Origin of the sequence: Pseudomonas anatoliensis (genome assembly GCF_017976235.1) — a bacterium.
GTDB classification, from domain to species: Bacteria; Pseudomonadota; Gammaproteobacteria; order Pseudomonadales; family Pseudomonadaceae; genus Aquipseudomonas; species Aquipseudomonas anatoliensis.
Genome location: NZ_JACVHC010000006.1, coordinates 374,682 through 395,882, shown reverse-complemented (window position 1 = coordinate 395,882; position 21,201 = coordinate 374,682). Strand labels below are relative to the sequence as shown.

Annotated in this window: 15 protein-coding genes; 5 read left to right on the top strand and 10 right to left on the bottom strand. The window is 59.6% G+C overall.

The window, feature by feature from the left end; translation table 11 throughout:
- Positions 1-501: 501 nt before the first annotated feature.
- Positions 502-813, bottom strand: a complete 312-nt coding sequence (locus ICA16_RS21480; protein ID WP_042607740.1) for a YqfO family protein — start codon at positions 811-813, stop codon at positions 502-504.
- Between the two features lie 20 nt (positions 814-833).
- A complete protein-coding gene (gene purL, locus ICA16_RS21475) occupies positions 834-4,730 on the bottom strand; it encodes a phosphoribosylformylglycinamidine synthase (RefSeq protein ID WP_210701485.1) in 3,897 nt (1,298 codons plus the stop codon).
- Positions 4,731-5,015: 285 nt separating this feature from the next.
- Between purL and mltF the strand changes: the two genes are divergently transcribed.
- Entirely contained in the window at positions 5,016-6,476 is a 1,461-nt protein-coding gene (gene mltF, locus ICA16_RS21470; RefSeq protein ID WP_150617219.1) for a membrane-bound lytic murein transglycosylase MltF, read from the top strand.
- Between the two features lie 114 nt (positions 6,477-6,590).
- Here mltF and pdxJ read toward each other — a convergent pair whose 3' ends face one another.
- The 8 genes from pdxJ to lptF all read right to left on the bottom strand — a co-directional run bounded on the left by pdxJ (position 6,591) and on the right by lptF (position 14,956).
- Complete coding sequence (pdxJ, locus tag ICA16_RS21465; RefSeq protein ID WP_150603750.1) at positions 6,591-7,337, bottom strand: pyridoxine 5'-phosphate synthase; 747 nt, start codon at positions 7,335-7,337, stop codon at positions 6,591-6,593.
- 48 nt (positions 7,338-7,385) lie between these two features.
- Positions 7,386-8,075: a DNA repair protein RecO gene (recO, locus tag ICA16_RS21460; RefSeq protein ID WP_150603749.1), complete on the bottom strand. Its 690-nt coding sequence runs from the start codon at positions 8,073-8,075 to the stop codon at positions 7,386-7,388.
- Positions 8,076-8,194: 119 nt separating this feature from the next.
- Complete coding sequence (era, locus tag ICA16_RS21455; protein WP_042557789.1) at positions 8,195-9,097, bottom strand: GTPase Era; 903 nt, start codon at positions 9,095-9,097, stop codon at positions 8,195-8,197.
- Positions 9,090-9,779 carry a ribonuclease III gene (gene rnc, locus ICA16_RS21450; RefSeq protein ID WP_042557788.1) on the bottom strand — a complete coding sequence of 230 codons (690 nt, stop codon included), beginning with the start codon at positions 9,777-9,779 and terminating at the stop codon, positions 9,090-9,092. Before rnc ends, era begins: the two co-directional genes overlap by 8 nt.
- 169 nt (positions 9,780-9,948) lie before the next feature.
- Positions 9,949-10,803 carry a signal peptidase I gene (gene lepB / locus ICA16_RS21445; protein WP_150617216.1) on the bottom strand — a complete coding sequence of 285 codons (855 nt, stop codon included), beginning with the start codon at positions 10,801-10,803 and terminating at the stop codon, positions 9,949-9,951.
- Between the two features lie 5 nt (positions 10,804-10,808).
- Entirely contained in the window at positions 10,809-12,608 is a 1,800-nt protein-coding gene (lepA, locus tag ICA16_RS21440) for a translation elongation factor 4 (RefSeq protein ID WP_016986097.1), read from the bottom strand.
- A gap of 172 nt (positions 12,609-12,780) precedes the next feature.
- Complete coding sequence (lptG, locus tag ICA16_RS21435; protein WP_150594934.1) at positions 12,781-13,842, bottom strand: LPS export ABC transporter permease LptG; 1,062 nt, start codon at positions 13,840-13,842, stop codon at positions 12,781-12,783.
- Entirely contained in the window at positions 13,835-14,956 is a 1,122-nt protein-coding gene (lptF, locus tag ICA16_RS21430; protein ID WP_150617215.1) for an LPS export ABC transporter permease LptF, read from the bottom strand. The genes lptG and lptF overlap by 8 nt, the downstream gene beginning before the upstream one ends.
- A gap of 576 nt (positions 14,957-15,532) precedes the next feature.
- Between lptF and ICA16_RS21425 the strand changes: the two genes are divergently transcribed.
- The 4 genes from ICA16_RS21425 (at position 15,533) to ICA16_RS21410 (ending at position 20,964) form a co-directional block, all read left to right on the top strand.
- Positions 15,533-17,023: a leucyl aminopeptidase gene (locus tag ICA16_RS21425; protein ID WP_210701484.1), complete on the top strand. Its 1,491-nt coding sequence runs from the start codon at positions 15,533-15,535 to the stop codon at positions 17,021-17,023.
- A gap of 57 nt (positions 17,024-17,080) precedes the next feature.
- Positions 17,081-17,509, top strand: coding sequence for a DNA polymerase III subunit chi (locus ICA16_RS21420; protein ID WP_210554571.1), 429 nt, complete (start codon positions 17,081-17,083; stop codon positions 17,507-17,509).
- Between the two features lie 8 nt (positions 17,510-17,517).
- Complete coding sequence (locus tag ICA16_RS21415; protein WP_150617212.1) at positions 17,518-17,901, top strand: DNA polymerase III subunit chi; 384 nt, start codon at positions 17,518-17,520, stop codon at positions 17,899-17,901.
- Between the two features lie 216 nt (positions 17,902-18,117).
- The gene (locus tag ICA16_RS21410; RefSeq protein WP_042557780.1) at positions 18,118-20,964 is read left to right on the top strand and encodes a valine--tRNA ligase; all 2,847 of its coding nucleotides are present in this window, start codon (positions 18,118-18,120) and stop codon (positions 20,962-20,964) included.
- The last annotated feature ends 237 nt before the right edge of the window (positions 20,965-21,201 follow it).

Genomic DNA, 21,201 nt, shown 5'->3' with positions numbered 1-21,201 from the left:
AAGCAAAGCAGCGCCACCTACTCGCTCCTGCTCCTCACCAACCAACAGGATGAGCGTTAGCTCGGCTGCAGCTCTTGATCTTGATCCACCCGCCCCGTCGGCAGGCTGAGCGGAGGGATTCATCCGGGGGTGGGAGCGCAGCGACCGTTTGGCGAAGCCAAACACATCGAGAGGAGGTGCAGCGAAGCAAACCGGAGACGATGCGCCCGGATGGATACCGGAGCGAAGGAACCCCGAGCTTTAGCGAGCGGGCCGAACGTTGGGGCAAGCGTTTTTTGCTTACTTTTTTAGGCGCTTGTAAAAAAGTGAGTCGCCGTAAGGGCGAAACCGCCAGCCGCAGCACTCGAAGAAATGGATATTCTCTCAATCAGACAGAGCATGGTCGCCTGTCAGGGCGCCATCGCGAGCAGGCTCACTCCTACAGAAAAGCAGATCGCAGGCAACAAAAAACCCGCAGACAATCACTGATCTGCGGGTTTCCTGTTTCAGCAGCAAGGAAGATTAGAAATCTTCCAGCCGCCACACCTCATAAGCCGGCGTCTCGTACGGATGACTAAGCTTCAAAGCCGCCACAACAGCAACAATCAACTCATCCGCAACAACAAGCTCAACCTTCCATTCCTCAACCCGCTCAACCTGCCCCGCCTCACCAATGAACGGCTGACTCCCGTCCAAAGGTCGAAACTGGCCCAAACCAAGCACCTGCCACGCACAGTGGTCATAGTCACCGATCCGCCCACCACCGGCAGCGAACACAGCCCCTTTGACCACCTCGACATGACTGTCAGGAACAAAAAACGCGAGCTTGTACACAGGTCTTAGTTCACCCGCTTTTAGTTTACCCAGACCCGAGCATTACGGAACATACGCATCCAAGGTGCGTCTTCGTTCCAGTCTTCCGAACGCCACGAGTTCTGCACGGCGCGGAACACACGCTCCGGGTGCGGCATCATGATCGTCACACGGCCATCACGGCTGGTGAGACCGGTGATCCCGCGCGGCGAACCGTTCGGGTTGGCCGGATACGACTCAGTGACCTTGCCATGGTTGTCGACAAAGCGCATCGCCACGCAACCCGACAGATCCGCTTCCAGCAGTGCTTCTTCGCTGGAGAACTCGGCATGACCTTCACCATGAGCGATGGCGATCGGCATACGCGAACCGGCCATGCCCTGCAGGAAGATCGAGTTCGATTCCTGAACCTGAACCATTGCCACACGCGCTTCGAACTGCTCGGAACGATTGCGCACGAAGTGCGGCCAGAATTCGCTGCCCGGGATCAGCTCGTGGAGGTTGGACATCATCTGGCAACCGTTGCACACGCCGAGGGTGAAGCTGTCGTTACGCTCGAAGAAACCCTGGAACGCGTCGCGGGCGCGGCTGTTGAACAGTGCCGACTTGGCCCAGCCCTCACCGGCGCCGAGTACGTCGCCGTAGGAGAAACCACCGCACGCCACCAGACCTTTGAACTCGTTCAGGTCGACACGGCCGGCCAGAATGTCGCTCATGTGCACGTCGATCGCGTTGAAACCGGCGCGGTCGAACGCGGCGGCCATTTCTACCTGACCGTTGACGCCCTGCTCACGCAGCACGGCAACCTGTGGGCGGATGCCTTTCTTGATGTACGGCGCGGCGATGTCCTGGTTGACGTCGTAGCTCAGCTTGACGCTCAGGCCCGGGTTGTCTTCTTCCAGCAGCACGTCGAACTCTTGTTCGGCGCAGTCGGCGTTGTCGCGCAGACGCTGGATCTGGTAGCTGGTCTCAGCCCAGGTACGCTGCAGCAAACGACGCTGGCCTTCGAACACGGTGTCACCGTTGAAGGTGATGTTGATCTGGCCGTTGTTGATTGGCTGACCGATCACCGACACGCAATCGCCCAGACCGGCAGCGCTGAACTGCGCGAGGATGTCTGGCGTGGCGTCCTGACGAACCTGGATCACGGCGCCCAGTTCTTCGTTGAACAGGATCGCGGCGATGTCGGCTGCCGTTTCAGCCAGACCGTCGAGGTTCAGGCTCAGACCGCAATGACCGGCGAAGGCCATTTCCACGACGCTGGTCAGCAGACCACCGTCGGAGCGGTCGTGGTAAGCCAGCAGGTGACCGTCGGCGTTGAGGCCCTGGATCACGGCAAAGAAGGCTTTGAGATCTTCAGCATCATCGACGTCCGGCGCTTGCGAACCGAGCTTGCCGTGAACCTGAGCAAGGATCGAAGCACCCATGCGGTTCTGACCGCGACCGAGGTCGATCAGGATCAGGTCGGTGGTGCCCTTGTCCATGCGCAGTTCCGGAGTCAGGGTCTGACGGATGTCAGCCACTGGCGCGAAACCGGTCACGATCAACGACATCGGCGAGGTCACGGTTTTTTCTTCACCGTTGTCATTCCAGCGCGTGGCCATGGACATCGAGTCCTTGCCCACCGGAATGGTGATGCCCAGCTCAGGGCACAGTTCCATACCGACCGCTTTCACGGTGTCGTACAGACGCGCGTCTTCGCCCGGGTGGCCGGCGGCGGACATCCAGTTCGCCGACAGTTTGATGTCGGAAATCTTGTTGATGCGCGAAGCGGCAATGTTGGTCAGGGTTTCGCCGATGGCCATGCGGCCCGACGCCGGAGCGTCCAGCAGAGCCAGCGGAGTACGCTCGCCCATCGCCATCGCTTCACCGGTGTAAACGTCGAAACTGGTGGCGGTAACGGCAACGTCGGCCACCGGAACCTGCCATGGGCCGACCATTTGGTCACGGGCGACGAGGCCGGTGATGGTGCGGTCGCCGATGGTGATCAGGAAGCTCTTGCTCGCCACGGCCGGGTGATGCAGAACGCGTTCGATGCTTTCGCTGATGTCGAGATTCGACGGATCGAAGTCATCGCCCAGCTCGGCTTCACGAACAACCGAACGGTGCATGCGCGGCGCCTTGCCCAGCAACACTTCCAGTGGCATGTCCACCGGGTTGTTGCCGAAGTGGCTATCGGTCACGGTCAGTTGCGGCTCGGCGGTGGCTTCACCAACGACGGCAAACGGGCAACGCTCGCGTTCACAAATGGCCTGGAAGCGCGCGAAGTCTTCAGGGCCAACGGCCAGCACGTAACGTTCCTGGGATTCGTTACTCCAGATTTCGTGCGGGGCCATGCCCGGCTCGTCGTTTGGAATGTTGCGCAGTTCGAAACGACCACCGCGCTCGCCGTCGTTGACCAGTTCCGGGAAGGCGTTGGACAGACCGCCCGCGCCGACGTCGTGGATGAAGCTGATCGGGTTCTTGTCACCCAGTTGCCAGCAACGGTCGATGACTTCCTGGCAGCGACGTTCCATTTCAGGGTTTTCACGCTGAACCGAAGCGAAGTCCAGATCCGCCGAGCTGGTGCCGGTGGCCATGGAGGAAGCCGCGCCGCCGCCCAGACCGATCAACATCGCCGGGCCGCCAAGCACGATCAGCTTGGAGCCAACGACGATTTCGCCTTTCTTGACGTGTTCTTCGCGAATGTTACCCATACCACCGGCCAGCATGATCGGCTTGTGGTAACCGCGAACTTCGTCACCGTGCGGGGTGGTGATCGATTGTTCGAAGGTACGGAAGTAGCCGGTCAGGGCCGGACGACCGAATTCGTTGTTGAACGCGGCGCCGCCGAGCGGGCCTTCGATCATGATGTCCAGCGCCGTAACGATGCGCTCAGGCTTGCCGTACGGCACTTCCCACGGCTGTTCGAAGCCCGGGATCTGCAGGTTGGATACGGTGAAACCGGTCAGGCCAGCCTTTGGCTTGGCGCCACGACCGGTTGCGCCTTCGTCACGGATCTCGCCACCGGAACCGGTGGATGCGCCCGGGAACGGGGCAATCGCGGTCGGGTGGTTGTGGGTTTCAACCTTCATCAGGATGTGCACCGGCTCCTGCACCGCGCCGTACTGGCGGGTTTCAGGATTCGGGAAGAAACGGCCGGCAACGTTGCCGACGATCACTGAAGCGTTGTCCTTATAAGCCGACAGAACGCCTTCGCTGTGCATCACGTAGGTGTTCTTGATCATGCCGAACAGGCTTTTTTCCTGGTTCTCACCATCAATATCCCAACTGGCGTTGAAGATCTTGTGACGGCAGTGCTCGGAGTTGGCTTGGGCGAACATCATCAGTTCGATGTCGTGCGGGTTGCGCTTGAGACCGTTGAAGGCGTCGACCAGGTAGTCGATCTCGTCTTCGGCCAAGGCCAGACCCAGCTCGGTGTTGGCTTTTTCCAGCGCGGCGCGACCGCCGCCGAGGATGTCGATCGCCGTCAGCGGCTTCGGCTCGGCGTGACTGAACAGACCGGCGGCCTGCTCAAGGTTGCCGAGGACGATTTGCGTCATGCGGTCATGCAATACATCAGCAATCTGCTGCGCTTGGGCGTCGCTGAACTGACCGGCCACGTAGAACGCGATGCCGCGCTCCAGACGCTGGATCTTGCTCAGGCCGCAATTGCGGGCAATGTCGCTGGCCTTGCTCGACCATGGCGAGATGGTGCCAAAACGCGGCAACACCAGGAACAGACGGCCGGTCGGCTCTTGAACCGGAACACTTGGACCGTACTTCAGAAGGCGCGCAAGCACCTGCTGTTCATCGCCGGTCAGGACGCCGGTAACTTCGGCGAAGTGAGCGAATTCAGCATACAAGCCACTGACAGCCGGAACCTTCTGGCTCAGTTGCTCAAGGAGTTTGCTGTGGCGAAAGGCAGAAAGGGCAGGAGCGCCGCGCAGGATCAACATCTTCGGGACAGCCTCGGGAAGGGGTGTGCTTTGAGGCCGTGCATTCTAGCCTAAACCGCCCTCAACATCACCCGAAACGCTACGCACGGTTGCACTCGGGTGTCGATCTGTGTTTCTGCCTCGAGAGTCAAATTTACGGGACAAGTGAACAACGTTAATTTTTACTGTAACAAAATGCCCTTCAGGCCCGTTTCTGCGGGGTTTCGGCTGGTTTTGTGATCTCTAGCAGAGTCGCCCTGCACTGTCGAGATATGGCGCCCGCAGTCCTTTGCGTATACTGCGCAAATGTTTTTCCCAACGGCTTTGCGTCCGCGGTACGCCAAATGGCTGATCGCAACCGGACTCTTCCTGATGCTCGGTGGCTGTGTTGATAAACCCAACACACTCGAGCGCGTAAAGGAGGATGGCGTGCTGCGGGTGATTACCCGAAACAGCCCCGCCACCTACTTCCAGGATCGCAGTGGTGAAACCGGCTTCGAATACGAGCTGGTGAAGCGCTTTGCCGACGATTTGGGTGTCGAACTGAAAATCGAGACCGCCGACAATCTCGACGACCTTTTCAACCAGATCGGCAAGCCCAACGGGCCGGTACTGGCGGCTGCCGGTCTGGTCAGCAGCGACCAGCGCAAACAGCAGGTGCGGTTCTCCCACTCCTACCTCGAAGTCACGCCGCAGATCATCTATCGCAACGGCCAGTCGCGGCCGACCGACGCCGGTGATCTGGTCGGCAAGAAGATCATGGTGCTCAAGGGCAGTACCCACGCCGAGCAACTGGCCGAGCTGAAAAAGAAATTCCCCGGCATCGAATACGAAGAGTCCGACGCTGTTGAAGTGGTCGACCTGTTGCGCATGGTCGATGAAGGCCAGATCGACCTGACCCTGGTCGACTCCAACGAAGTGGCAATGAATCAGGTTTACTTCACCAACATCCGCGTGGCCTTCGACCTCGGCGATGCGCGCAGCCAGAGCTGGGCGGTAGGCCCGGGCGAAGACAACAGCCTGCTCAACGAAATCAACGCTTATCTGGACAAGGTGCAAAAGAACGGCACCTTGCAACGTTTGAAAGACCGCTACTACGGCCACGTCGACGTCCTTGGCTACATGGGCGCCACCACGTTTGCCCAGCACTTGCAGCAGCGCCTGCCGAAATACGAACAACACTTCAAGAACTACGCGAAGAAAGAGAAAGTAGACTGGCGCCTGCTCGCCGCCATCGGTTATCAGGAATCGCTGTGGCAACCGACGGTCACCTCGAAAACCGGCGTGCGCGGCTTGATGATGCTGACTCAGAACACCGCTCAGGCGATGGGCGTGTCCAACCGCCTCGATCCGAAGCAAAGCATCATGGGCGGCGCCAAGTACATCGCTTATATGAAGGATCAGCTTGATGATTCGATCAAGGAGCCGGATCGCACCTGGTTTGCACTGGCGGCGTACAACGTCGGCATCGGTCATCTGGATGACGCGCGCAAACTGACGGCCAAGGAAGGGCTGAATCCGGACAAGTGGCTGGACGTGAAGAAAATCCTGCCGCGTCTGTCGCAGAAGCAGTGGTACAGCAAAACCCGCTACGGCTACGCCCGAGGCGGCGAGCCCGTGCATTTCGTGGCGAACATCCGTCGTTACTACGACATTCTTACCTGGGTGACCCAACCGCAGCTTGAGGGTGATCAAGTGGCCGAGGGCAACCTGCATGTGCCGGCGATCGACAAGTCCAAGCCGACCCAAGAGCCTGCTCCGCTTTAAAAGCAAAAGATCGCAGCCTTCGGCAGCTCCTACAGGGGATCACATGCGCCGCAAAATTGCGGGGTCAGCATGATCCCCCTGTAGGAGCTGCCGCAGGCTGCGATCTTTTGATCTTCAGCCCTTCAAGGCAGCCGCCAGAATCAGCGCCTTCATCTCAGACACCGCAGACTTGAAACCCACGAACAACGCATGCGCCACCAGCGCATGGCCGATGTTCAATTCGTTGATGCCCTTGATCGCCGCGACCGCCTCAACGTTGTGGTAATGCAGGCCATGACCGGCATTGACGATCAGCCCCTGCGCCAGACCAAACGCCACACCGTCCGCCACACGCTTCAACTCTTCGGCGACTTCAGCCGGGGTTTCGGCATCGGCATAACGCCCAGTGTGCAGCTCAATCGCCGGTGCGCCCACACGTTTGGACGCAGCAATCTGGCGCTCGTCGGCGTCGATGAACAGCGACACTTCACTGCCGATTTTCGACAGACGCTCAACCGCTGCCTTGATCCGCGCTTCCTGCCCCGCCACGTCCAGACCGCCCTCGGTGGTCAGTTCCTGACGGGTTTCCGGTACCAGGCAAATGTGCGCCGGGCGGATAAGTTCGGCGAACACCATCATTTCTTCGGTGACGCCCATTTCGAAGTTCATGCGGGTTTGCAGCACATCCTTGAGCAGCAGCACATCGCGCTCTTGAATGTGGCGGCGGTCTTCACGCAGGTGCACGGTGATACCGTCAGCGCCCGCCTCTTCCGCGTCCAGCGCAGCCTTGACCGGATCCGGATAGCGCGTGCCACGGGCCTGACGCAGGGTGGCGACGTGGTCGATGTTCACGCCAAGAAGAATGCGATTGCTGGTGGTCACGGATGCGCGCTCCTGAAGGAAAAGATTCGGCGCACAGCATACGTGAGATCAGGGCTTGCGAAACAGCTCGCGACTGACGAGAGGACGACCGCCCAAGTGAACGGCCAATGCCTGACGCATCAACCGCTTGGCAGCGGACAATGCACCAGGCGCCGACCAATCGGCTTCGGCCATGGCCAGCAATTCGGTGCCGTTGAACAGCCCCGGTTGCAGCAGATACACACGCTCAAGCCCTGCATCCACTTGCAGGCGATAGAGACCGTCCGGCGCGACAGGTTCGCCGTGAACATCAGTGTTCATGGAAAAGCCGTAGCCAAGATCATCCAACAATCGCCATTCGAAGGAGCGCAGCAAGGGTTCCAGCGGTCGGCCTTCAGCCAGGGCCGACAAAGTCGCGGCGTAGTGATCGAACACCGCCGGATGCGGATCTTCCGAAGGCAGCAAGCGGATCAACAGCTCGTTTAGATAGAGGCCGCTGAACAGTGCCTCGCCAACCATCCAGGTCGCGGTTCCGGCACTCTCCATGCGCCCGACGTTCTTCAGTTCACCCTTGCCACGAAACTCCACTTCCAGCGGCACAAATGGCCGCGCCAGTGTCCCGGCCTTGCCCCGCGCACTGCGCAACACCGCCCGCAGCCGACCTTGCGGCGTGAGGAAATCCACCAAAGCGCTGTTTTCGCGGTAAGCGCGTGAGTGGAGGACGTAGGCGGGTTGGGCGGGAGGCGGGTTTTGCGACATGAGGGCTGTTTCCCGGTCGGAGATTGCAAAAAAGATCGCAGCCTTCGGCAGCTCCTACAGGTATACACAAAACTCTGTAGGAGCTGCCGAAGGCTGCGATCTTTTGATCTTGGTACCGCTTACAGGTCGCCGTAACCCAGCGAGCGCAATGCACGCTCGTCGTCGGACCAGCCGCCCTTCACCTTGACCCACAGGTTGAGCATGATCTTGGAGTCGAACAGCAGCTCCATGTCCTTGCGCGCTTCGGTGCCGATGCGTTTGATGCGCTCGCCCTTGTCGCCGATGATGATCTTCTTCTGGCCATCACGCTCGACGAGGATCAAGGCGTGAATGTGCAGGGTCTTGCCCTGCTGCTTGAATTCTTCGATCTCGACGGTGATCTGGTACGGCAGCTCGGCGCCCATCTGGCGCATGATTTTCTCGCGCACCAGTTCGGCGGCAAGGAAACGGCTGCTGCGGTCGGTGATCTGGTCTTCCGGGAAGAAGTGATCATTTTCCGGCAAGTGGTTGGCAATCACCTTTTCCAGCGCTTCAAGGTTGTGCCCGTGCTGCGCCGAAATCGGGATGATCTGCGCGTTCGGCAGCTGCTCCTGCAACCACGACAAGTGCGGCATCAGCTCGGCCTTGTCTTCGATGCGATCGGTCTTGTTCAGTGCGACGATCAGCGGGCCGGTCACGTACTGCACGCGCTCCAGAACCATCTGGTCTTCGTCGGTCCACTTGGTGCGATCAACCACAAAGATCACCACGTCGACGTCTTTCAACGCCGCCGAAGCGGTCTTGTTCATGTAGCGGTTCAGCGCCTTTTCGCCACCCTTGTGCATGCCCGGGGTGTCGACGTAGATCGCTTGCACGTCACCCTCGGTCTTGATCCCGAGCATGTTGTGGCGAGTGGTCTGCGGCTTGCGCGAGGTGATCGCGAGCTTCTGGCCCAGGATGTGGTTCAGCAGCGTGGACTTGCCCACGTTGGGACGGCCGACGATGGCAACATAGCCACAGCGAGTTGCGTTTGTATCAGTCATTGCCATTCTCCACGCCCAGGGCAATCAGTGCTGCGGCGGCCGCTACCTGTTCGGCAATACGACGGCTCACACCCTGACCTCGGCTTTTTTCATTCAGTAAGACAACTTCGCATTCGACGAAGAAGGTTCGGCAGTGCGGCTCACCCTGGATATCCACCACTTCGTAACGTGGCAGGTCGCAACCGCGCGATTGCAGATGTTCCTGCAGGCGGGTCTTGGGATCCTTGTTGGTGTCGACCAGCGTCAGGCCTTCGAACTCGCCGGCCAGCCAGGCCAGTACGCGTTCGCGGGCGACGTCCATGCCGGCGTCGAGGTAGATCGCACCGATCAGTGCTTCAAGGGCATCGGCCAGAATCGATTCGCGACGAAAACCGCCGCTTTTCAGTTCACCGGAACCCAGACGCAAATAATCGCCGAGGTCGAAACCGCGAGCCAGTACGGCCAGCGTCTCACCTTTCACCAAACGTGCGCGCAAACGCGACAACTGGCCTTCGCGGGCCAGCGGGAAGCGATCAAACAGTGCTTCGCCGGCGACGAAATTGAGGATGGCGTCACCGAGGAATTCCAGGCGTTCGTTGTTGCGCCCGGCAAAACTGCGGTGCGTAAGGGCCAGGAGCATCAGCTCCTGATCCTTGAAGGTGTAACCGAGCTGACGCTCGAGACGGCTTAATGAGGCGCTCACGGTTTACCCACGCTGTGTTCAAAGCTGGATTCCACCGCCATCGCCGGGGTACGGCGCAGGCCTGGGACAATTAACGCTGTGTTCAAAAATTAAATCCTGGCGATAGCGAAGCCGATTGTGTCGACTCCAGAAATGCATTCGGCGCTGTGGTCAACAGCGCCGTGTGTGATTACTTGATCAGGCCAACCCGCGAGAAATTCGGCAGGTGGCTGAGTTTCGGTTCCGGCCAGCTCATCCAGACCGCGAAGGCCTTGCCGACGATATTCTGGTCGGGAACCATGCCCAGCAGATCCTTGGGAATGTTCGGATCATCCCAGTAGCGACTGTCGTTCGAGTTGTCGCGGTTGTCGCCCATCATGAAGTAGTGCCCGGCCGGCACTGTCCACGTACGATCCGGCGGGGTGCGGTAGCGGCCCATTTCCTTGCGGATAAGGTGCTCGGCAGCGCCAAGTTTTTCCTTGTAGAGCTCTGCACTGCCCAGCGTGCCCGGCTCGGAGCCGACCAGTTGCTCGGCAATCGACTCGCCATTGACGAACAGACGCTTGTCAGCGGTGTATCGCACGGTATCGCCCGGCAAGCCGACTACACGCTTGATGTAGTTGACGGCAGGGTCGCTCGGGTAGCGGAACACCATCACATCGCCACGCTGTGGATCACCGACTTCGATGATTTTCTTGTCGATCACCGGCAGGCGGATCCCGTAAGAAAACTTGTTCACCAGAATGAAGTCGCCGACGTCCAGGGTCGGCTTCATCGAGCCGGATGGAATCTGGAACGGTTCCACCAGGAACGAACGCAGCACCAGCACGATGAACAACACCGGGAAGAACGACTTGCCGTATTCAACCAGCAGCGGCTCTTTGTTCAGTTTCTCGACCACTACCCCGTCAGGCTGGCTGACGCTGCCCTGATAGGAGGCAATGGCAGCACGCCGACGCGGCGCGAGGATCAACAGATCAAGCAACGCCAACAGGCCGCAGACGAACACGGCGATGACCAGCAACAGCGGGAAATTTAGTGACATAGGACCTAACTATCCAACCTGAGCACTGCGAGGAAGGCTTCTTGTGGAATTTCCACGTTGCCGACCTGCTTCATGCGTTTCTTACCGGCCTTTTGCTTCTCCAGCAGTTTCTTCTTACGGCTGACGTCACCACCGTAGCATTTGGCCAATACGTTCTTTCTGAGTGCCTTGACGGTTGTCCGGGCAACGATCTGACCACCGATGGCGGCCTGGATCGCGACGTCGAACATCTGACGCGGAATCAGTTCTTTCATCTTCTCGGTCAACTGGCGACCTTTGTAGTGCGAGTTGTCACGGTGCACGATCAACGCCAGGGCATCGACCTTGTCGCCGTTGATCAGCACATCCAGTTTCACCAGATTAGCCGATTGGTAACGATCGAAATGGTAGTCCAGCGAAGCATAGCCGCGGCTGGTGGATTTGAGACGGTCGAAGAAGTCCAGGACCACTTCGTTCATCGGCAGGTCGTAGGTGACCTGCACCTGATTGCCGAGGAACAGCATGTCGACTTGAACGCCACGCTTCTCGATGCACAGGGTGATGACGTTGCCCAAGTGTTCCTGCGGCACCAGAATGTTGGCCCGCACGATCGGCTCGCGCATGTCTTCGATCGACGACACATCCGGAAGCTTGGATGGGTTGTCGACGTAAATCGTTTCACCGGTTTTCAGCACCAGCTCGAAGATTACCGTCGGCGCCGTGGTGATCAGGTCCAGGTCGTACTCGCGCTCGAGACGTTCCTGGATGATTTCCATGTGCAGCATGCCGAGGAAACCGCAACGGAAGCCGAAGCCCAGTGCATCGGAGCTTTCCGGGGTGTATTGCAGCGACGAGTCGTTGAGGGTCAGCTTCTGCAGCGCTTCGCGGAAATCTTCGAAGTCGTCGGAGCTGACCGGGAACAGACCGGCGTAAACCTGTGGCTGGATGCGCTTGAAGCCTGGCAGCACTTCAACGTCCGGCGTCGAGCTCAGCGTCAGGGTGTCACCCACCGGAGCACCGTGAATGTCCTTGATGCTGGCGATGATGAAGCCCACTTCGCCGGCCTTCAGATCAGCCGTGGCGGTGTGTTTCGGGTTGAACACGCCAACGCTGTCGACCAGATGGATCTTGCCGGTGGACTTGACGAGGATCTTGTCGCCCTTCTTCACGCGGCCGTGACGGACACGTACCAGGGAAACAACGCCCAGGTAGTTGTCGAACCAGGAATCGATGATCAACGCTTGCAGCGGATCTTCGATATTGCCGGTTGGCGCAGGAATGGTGTGTACCAGACGCTCGAGCACCTCATCGACACCCAGGCCGGTTTTAGCACTGCAGGTGACGGCGTCGGTGGCGTCGATGCCGATGATCTTCTCGATCTCGTCCTTGACGCGATCGGGGTCGGCCTGTGGCAGGTCGATCTTGTTCAGTACCGGCATGACCTCAAGGCCCTGCTCGATAGCGGTGTAGCAGTTGGCCACGGACTGGGCTTCAACACCCTGACCCGCGTCGACTACCAGCAATGCACCTTCGCACGCAGCCAGGGAACGGCTGACTTCGTAGGTGAAGTCGACGTGGCCCGGGGTGTCAATGAAGTTCAGCTGATATTTGATGCCGTCTTTGGCGGTGTAATAAAGGGTGACGCTGTGGGCCTTGATGGTGATCCCGCGTTCACGCTCCAGGTCCATGGAATCCAGTACCTGGGCTTCCATTTCACGCTCGGCCAGGCCGCCGCACATCTGGATGAAGCGATCGGCCAGCGTCGACTTGCCATGGTCAATGTGGGCGATGATGGAGAAATTGCGGATATGACTCAAATCACTCACGGATCAACACTCAAAAAGGCTGCAGGCATAGCCCGCCGAAAAATAGCCGGGAATTGTACCTGATACACGGCGCAAGCGTCACGTTCACCTGTCACCCGGATTGCATGCAAAAACGCCCCGATCTGTCGACCGAGGCGTTTTCAAGGTTAAACGGCGGATGAAAGCTTGTTCATCAACCGGCTCGTCTAAGCAGCCAGACACCCGCCAGCGCACAGACCCCAGCCGGTACAAGCACCGCAAACAAAGGCGAGAAACCGAACACCAGGCTCGATGGGCCGAGCAAATCCTGGACGATGCGGAAGGTGAAACCCACCAGCACACCCGTGAACACACGCTGACCCAATGTCACCGAACGCAACGGGCCGAAGATAAAGGAGATTGCCATCAGTACCAGTGCAGCGGTCACCAGCGGCTGCAACACCTTGACCCAAAATGCCAGCCAGTAACGACCGTTGCTCAGGCCCTGCTCGGCCAGATAGTGGATGTAACCCCACAAACCGCTGATCGACAGCGATTCCGGCGCCATGACCACGGTGCTGAGCAATTGCGGGCTCAGTGCGACATCCCAACGCTCGGTTGGCATGTTCACGACTTCAGTGCTGCGCTCATTGAACCTGGTGGTCGACACGTCGCTGAGCTGCCAGTGATCGCCGTCGAACTCGGCCTTCTTGGCAAAGCTCGAACTCAGCAGGTGGCGCTCCTTGTCGAAGTGGTAGCGGGTCACGCCATACAACAGGCCGTTGGGTTGCACGGCATTGATGTGGATGAACTCTTCACCCTGACGGTGCCACATGCCGTGCTTGGCGCTTTGCGCGTCGCCACTGCCCTGAGCCAGCGAGCGGTTGGCCTGGGCCATGCTTTCGGTGGCTGGCGCGACGTATTCGCCGATCAGCACGCCGGCCAGCATCAGCACCAGCATTGGCTTCATCACCGCCCAGACGATACGGCCGATGGATACGCCCGCGGCGCGCATCACGGTCAGCTCGCTGCTGCTGGCCAGACTGCCGAGGCCAATCAGACAGCCGATCAACGCCGCCATCGGCAGCATTTCGTAAAGACGACGCGGTGCGGTCAGCAGCACGAAGCTCAGCACGTCAACCAAGGTGTAGGTTTCGCTGACGTCTCCCATTTCATCGATGAAGGCAAACAGTGTCGCCAGGCCGAGAATGATCGCCAACACAGCGATGATCGCCATGAACACGCTGCTGCCGATGTAGCGGTCGAGTTTAACCACGAGCCACCTCCAGCGCAGCGGCGCGACGGCTGGCCATCTTCAGGCGCAGCGGCTCCCAATAGAGCAGGCCGAGGCCGATGAACAGGAAGATCGCATGCACCCACCACAAGCCGAGCGTCGGGTGGATCTTGCCTTTTTCAAGGGCGCCGCGCGCGGCAATCAGGATGGTCAGGTAAGCCATATAAAGAAGAATCGCCGGCAGAAGCTTGAGGAAGCGCCCTTGACGCGGATTGACTCGCGATAGCGGCACCGCCATCAGGGTCACGATAAACACCAGCAACGGCAGAGACAGGCGCCATTGCAGTTCGGTCTTGGAGCGGATGTCGTCGCTGCCCAGCAAAGACGAAGTCGGCATGGCGTCACGGTCGGTGACTTCTTCACTGACGTCCGGCTTGGGCAGCAGCACGCCATAGTTCTCGTAATGAATGGCGCGGTAATCAGCCTGGCCCGGGCTGCCGTCGTAGCGATAGCCGTTATCGAGGATCAGGTAGCGATTGCCGTCGGGGCGGATTTCCTGACGACCCGATTCGGCTACCAGTACGGAAATCCCGCGGTCCTTCTGATCGGCGCCGAGGTTCTTCTGCGAAATGAACACGCCGCCCAGATTGACGCGATCATCGCTCAGGGTTTCGGTGTAAGTCACCCGACTGCCGTCGCGCAGGGCCTGAAAGCGACCAGGCTCCAGGGTGTCGAATTCGGTCAGCGCGTCCTGCTTGTTCAGCAGCAACTGGAACTGGTTGGCACCTTGCGGTGCCAGACCCAGGCTCAGCCAGGCCACGACCAGCGCAACCAGCGTCGCCGGAAACAGGGTCATGCGCAGCAGCTTCTGCTGACTCATGCCGGTGGCCGAGAGCACGGTCATTTCGCTTTCCAGGTACAGGCGACCGTAGGCCAGCAGGATCCCGAGAAACAGGCCCAGCGGCAGAATCAACTGCAGGAAGCCCGGCAGGCGAAAGCCCATGATCAGGAACAGCGAGCCCGGATCGAGCTGGCCGGCAGCGGCCTGAGCGAGGTATTTGATGAAGCGACCGCTCATGATAATGACCAGCAGCACCGCACTCACGGCGCTGAGGGTCAACAGAACTTCGCGGGACAGATAACGGAAGACGATCAAACCAGACACTCCAGGGTTGTCAGGCTAAGGCGGCCAAACAAGCAAACACATCGACCGGCCCGCTACGCAGAGCCGTCGGAAAAAGATGCGGCATTATCCTGTGATTGAGGGCGCCTGTCACTGCGCACACTCATCCACGCACGCAATACGTTGAAGATCGTCCAGCCCAGGGGGCGTTCTCAATTGGTTTTCACACCGCGCCGGGTCTGCTGTTGTGCAGGGCAAGGCGCGAGAAGCGCGGTTTGGTCATTCCAAATAAGCTTCGAGCAACGCAGCCCTGCACAACAGCAGGCCCGGCCCTTCGGGTTGTGCTTTAAAGCCGGCCAGGCTGCGTTGCAGGCCTTGGAAAGGGAACAACCATTCCCAGCGGCCTGCGCCTTGCATGGCCGGCTTTAAAGCGACAACGCGGTGTGAAAACTAATTGAGAACGCCCCCTAGGGTTGTCAGGCGCGGGGAGCGAGGTTCAAACTGCGGCCCTTGTCGCAGGCTTTGGCCTGCGCCTCTTCTATTTATAAGCAGGCGACTGCGGACACCGTCGAACGCCTGTGTGTTGACCATTCATTCAGGGATCCGGACATGGAACTGGTTGTAAAAAGCGTTAGCCCAGAAACGTTGAAAACCGCCACCCTGGTGGTTGCCGTCGGCGAAGGCCGCAAACTCGGCGCTGCTGCCAAACAGGTCGACGAACTGAGCGGCGGCGCCATCAGCGCCGTACTCAAGCGTGGCGATCTGGCCGGCAAGGTCGGTCAGAGCCTGATGCTGCACAGTCTGCCGAACCTCAAAGCCGAGCGCGTTTTGCTGGTCGGCGTCGGTAAAGATGAAGAACTGGGCGATCGCCCGTTCCGCAAAATCGTGGCCGGCATCCTCACCACTCTCAAAGGCCTGAATGGCAGCGATGCCGTGCTGGCGCTGGACGAAGTCATCGTCAAGGGCCGCGACAGCTACGGTAAAACCCGTCTGCTGGCCGAAACCCTGGTCGACGGCGAATACTGCTTCGATCAGTTCAAGAGCGTAAAAGCCGAACCACGCGCACTGAAAAAAATCACTCTGTTGACCATCAAGGCTGCACAAGCCGAAGTGCAACGCGCCGTGACCCACGCCACCGCGATTGCCAACGGCATGGCCTTCACCCGAGACCTGGGCAACCTGCCACCGAACATCTGCCACCCGACGTTCCTTGGCGAGCAAGCCAAGAATCTGGGCAAAGAGTTCAAGGATCTGAAAGTCGAAGTCCTCGACGAGAAAAAGATCAAATCCCTGGGCATGGGCTCGTTCTACGCCGTCGGCCAAGGCAGCGAACAGCCGCCGCGCCTGATCGTCATGCAATACAACGGCGGCAAGAAATCCGAGAAGCCGTACGCCCTGGTCGGTAAAGGCATCACCTTCGACACCGGCGGCATCAGCCTGAAACCGGGCGCCGGCATGGACGAAATGAAGTACGACATGGGCGGCGCCGCCAGCGTGTTCGGCACCCTGCGTGCCGTGCTTGAGCTGAAACTGCCGATCAACCTGGTGTGCATCCTCGCCTGCGCCGAAAACATGCCAAGCGGCAATGCGACCCGTCCGGGCGACATCGTCACCACCATGAGCGGCCAGACCGTGGAAATCCTCAACACCGACGCCGAAGGCCGTCTGGTGCTGTGCGATGCCCTGACCTACTCCGAGCGCTTCAAGCCGCAAGCGGTGATCGACATCGCCACCCTGACCGGCGCCTGCGTAGTTGCTCTGGGCGCTCATACTTCGGGCCTGCTGGGCAACAACGACGAACTGATCAGCCAACTGCTCAGCGCCGGCCAGACTGCCGACGATCGCGCCTGGCAGCTGCCGCTGCTCGACGAGTATCAGGAGCAACTGGACAGCCCGTTCGCCGACATCGCCAATATCGGCGGGCCGAAGGCCGGCACCATCACCGCCGCATGCTTCCTGTCGCGTTTCACCAAGAACCTCAACTGGGCGCACCTGGACATCGCGGGCACCGCGTGGACCAGCGGCGGCAAGGACAAGGGCGCCACTGGCCGTCCAGTCCCTCTGTTGACCCAGTACCTGCTGGACCGCGCCAAAGCCTGAAACCGCTGATGAGCGGCGTCACTTTCGGGTGACGCCGTTTGCCGCTCTGGAACCGCAATGACCAAAGTCGACTTCTATATCCTGCCCAGCGCCGATCCTTCCGCGCGCCTGGACTTTGCCTGCAAGCTCACCGAGAAAGCCTGGCGCATGGGTCACCGCATCTATCTGCATTGCAGCGATGCCGCTCAGCGTGATGATCTCGATGCGCGCCTGTGGGCATTCAAGGGCGAAAGCTTCGTGCCTCACGGCCCGACTGACAGCGAACCGGACGGTTTGATTGTCCTGGGGCTGGGCGATGACTGCGGTCAGCATCAGGATTTACTGGTCAATCTGGACCTGAAAGTCCCGGCCTTCGCCAACAAATTCGCCCGAGTGGCGGAAGTGGTGGTAGAAGATCCGACGATTCGAGCTGCCGCGCGGGAGAGTTTTCGCTTCTACCGCGAACAAGGCTATCCTCTGCAAGACCACCGATTACAGCGACTCTGAGCATTCCAATGGACACTCCGAAACCGCAGCAAAAGTCCGCGCACCTGCTGGATGATCTCGAATCAATCCGCCAGTTGCTCGGCGATGACAACCTGCAACCGCCACTGCTGACCGATACGGTCGATGACGGTGAGCAGGAACAGATTCCGATGTTGTTCGACTCGGTCGGCAACGTCCCCCCAGCCGCTGAATCGCCACCGGCACCCGCTGCGCAACCTGCAGCAACCGTCGATAAAGGCCCGGATGCCCTGCTACACCTGGACAGCGAACTGCGCGCCGCCGCGCAATTGATCATGCAAGACGTGATCGACGACTTCGCGCCGCACATCGAAACCGAAATCAAACGCCGCCTCGATGCGCGCATGGAACGGCTACTCAGCCAGTACGAATAACCCCCGATCCCTGTAGGAGCTGCCGCAGGCTGCGATCTTTTGACTTTGGTTCTAAAAAACAGGATCAAAAGATCGCAGCCTGCGGCAGCTCCTGCGTGGAAATCGTCGAACCATAAGACTGGTCGACGCATTGTCCTGCCCCGCTCGCCCTCGGCCCCATGGCTCGCTATACTTCCCGGCTTTTCCTGAATAAATGCCAATAGGGTCCCGCCGCGCATGGATAAGACCTACCAGCCGCACGCCATTGAAACTTCCTGGTACAACACCTGGGAGTCCGAGAACTACTTCGCCCCGCAAGGCGCGGGCGATTCCTACACCATCATGATCCCGCCGCCGAACGTCACCGGCAGCCTGCACATGGGTCACGGTTTCAACAACGCGATCATGGATGCCCTGATCCGTTTCCGCCGCATGCAGGGTCGTAACACCCTGTGGCAGCCGGGCACCGACCACGCCGGTATCGCCACGCAGATGCTGGTGGAACGTCAACTCGAAGCCAAGGGCCAGAGCCGTCACGACCTCGGCCGCGAGAAATTCCTCGAGAAAATCTGGGAATGGAAAGATGAGTCCGGTGGCAACATCAGCCGTCAGATCCGTCGCCTCGGCTCGTCCGTTGACTGGAGCCGCGAGCGCTTCACCATGGACGACGGTCTGTCCGAAGCGGTTAAAGAAGCGTTCGTGCGCCTGCACGAAGACGGTCTGATCTATCGCGGCAAGCGTCTGGTCAACTGGGACACCAAGCTGCACACGGCGATTTCCGACCTCGAAGTGGAAAACCACGACGAGAAAGGTTTCCTGTGGAACCTGAAATACCCGCTGGCTGACGGCGCGAAAACCGCTGAAGGCAACGATTTCCTGATCGTCGCGACCACCCGTCCGGAAACCATGCTCGGCGACTCCGCCGTCGCGGTGAACCCGAACGACGAGCGCTACAAAGCCCTGATCGGCAAGTTTGTCGAACTGCCACTGGTTGGCCGTCGCATCCCGATCATCGCCGACGATTACTGCGATCCAGAATTCGGCACCGGCTGCGTGAAAATCACCCCGGCCCACGATTTCAACGACTACGAAGTCGGCAAGCGCCACAACCTGCCGCTGCTGAACATCTTCGACAAAAATGCCCACGTACTGCCGGCCTGTCAGGTGTTCAACCTCGACGGCACGCTGAACGAGAGCATCGACGGCAAGATCCCGGCTGAATACGCCGGCCTCGATCGTTTCGAAGCGCGCAAGCAGATCGTTGCCGCGTTCGACGCTGCCGGCCTGCTGGTCAGCGTTGACGACCACGGCCTGAAAGTGCCGAAAGGCGACCGCTCCGGCACCATCATCGAGCCGTGGCTGACCGACCAGTGGTACGTGTCGACCAAGCCTTTGGCCGAGCCTGCGATTGCTGCTGTCGAAGACGGCCGCATCCAGTTCGTGCCGAAACAATACGAAAACATGTACTTCTCGTGGATGCGCGACATTCAGGATTGGTGCATCAGCCGTCAGTTGTGGTGGGGCCACCGGATTCCGGCCTGGTACGACGAGTCGGGCAAGGTCTACGTCGGTCGCGACGAAGCCGAAGTGCGTGCCAAGAACAACCTTGGCCCGGACGTTGCGCTGCAACAGGACAACGACGTTCTCGACACCTGGTTCAGTTCGGGCCTGTGGACGTTCTCCACCCTCGGCTGGCCGGAAAAAACCGAGTTCCTGAAGAAATTCCACTCCACCGACGTGCTGGTCACCGGTTTCGACATCATTTTCTTCTGGGTCGCCCGGATGATCATGATGACCATGCACCTGGTGAAGAACGAAGACGGCACGCCGCAAGTGCCGTTCAAGACCGTTTACGTGCATGGTCTGGTGCGTGACGGCCAAGGCCAGAAGATGTCCAAGTCCAAGGGCAACGTCCTTGACCCGCTGGACATCATCGACGGCATCGACCTGGAAACGCTGGTGCAGAAACGCACCTCGGGCCTGATGCAGCCGAAACTGGCGAAGAAGATCGAGAAGCAGACTCGCGACGAGTTCGCTGACGGCATCGCCAGCTACGGCACCGACGCCCTGCGCTTCACCTTCTGCTCGCTGGCGTCCACCGGTCGCGACATCAAGTTCGACATGGGCCGCGTTGAAGGCTATCGCAACTTCTGCAACAAGATCTGGAACGCCGCACGTTATGTTCTGGACAAGGGCGAAGACTGCGGCCAGAACGGCGAAGCCTACGAACTGTCGCTGGCGGATCGCTGGATCATCTCGCAGCTGCAACGCACCGAAGCCGAAGTGACCCGTCAACTGGATCAGTTCCGTTTCGACCTCGCGGCGCAAGCGCTGTACGAGTTCATCTGGAACCAGTACTGCGACTGGTATCTGGAATTGTCCAAGCCTGTGCTGTGGGACGAAAACGCCCCGGTCGAGCGCCAGCGCGGCACCCGTCGCACGCTGGTTCGCGTACTGGAAGTGGCGCTGCGTCTGGCGCACCCGTTCATGCCGTTCATCACTGAAGAAATCTGGCAGCGCATTGCGCCGCTGGCCGGTATCCAGGGCAAGACGATCATGCTGCAACCTTGGCCGGTGGCCAACGAAGAGCGCATCGATCCGGCTGCCGAAAGCGACATCGAGTGGCTCAAGGAACTGATGCTCGGCACGCGTAACATCCGTGGCGAGATGAACATCGGCCCGGGCAAACCACTGCCGATCTACCTGAAGAACGTCAGCGCCGAAGACCAGCGCCGTTTGACCGAGAACGAAGCGCTGCTGAAGAAGCTGGCGCGTCTGGAATCGATCACCGTTCTGGCCGCTGGCGAAGAAGCACCGCTGTCCGCCACCGCACTGGTCGGCGAGATGGAAGTGCTGGTGCCTATGGCCGGCCTGATCGACAAGGCTGCGGAACTGGCGCGTCTGGACAAGGAAATCCTGCGTCTGCAGGGCGAAGTCCAGCGTGTTGGCGGCAAGCTGTCCAACGCCGGTTTCGTCGACAAGGCCCCGGCCGAAGTCATCGAGAAGGAACGCGCCAAACTGGCCGAGGCTGAACAAGCCCTGGGCAAACTGGCCGAGCAGCACGCGCGGATTGCCAGCCTGTAACGGCAAATCGCAATGAAAAAGGGAGGCCCGCAATGGCCTCCCTTTTTTTGTACCCACCACAAACCTCGTGTAGGAGCTGCCGAAGGCTGCGATCTTTTGATCTTGTCTTTTAAAATCAACATCAAAAGATCGTCCGATCGCGGCCCAAGCCTTCGGCAGCTCCTACATGGGTTCGGCGTAGACTTCATCAATGTGGGACAATACCCGCCACTTTCAGCCATACCCGAATCGACCACG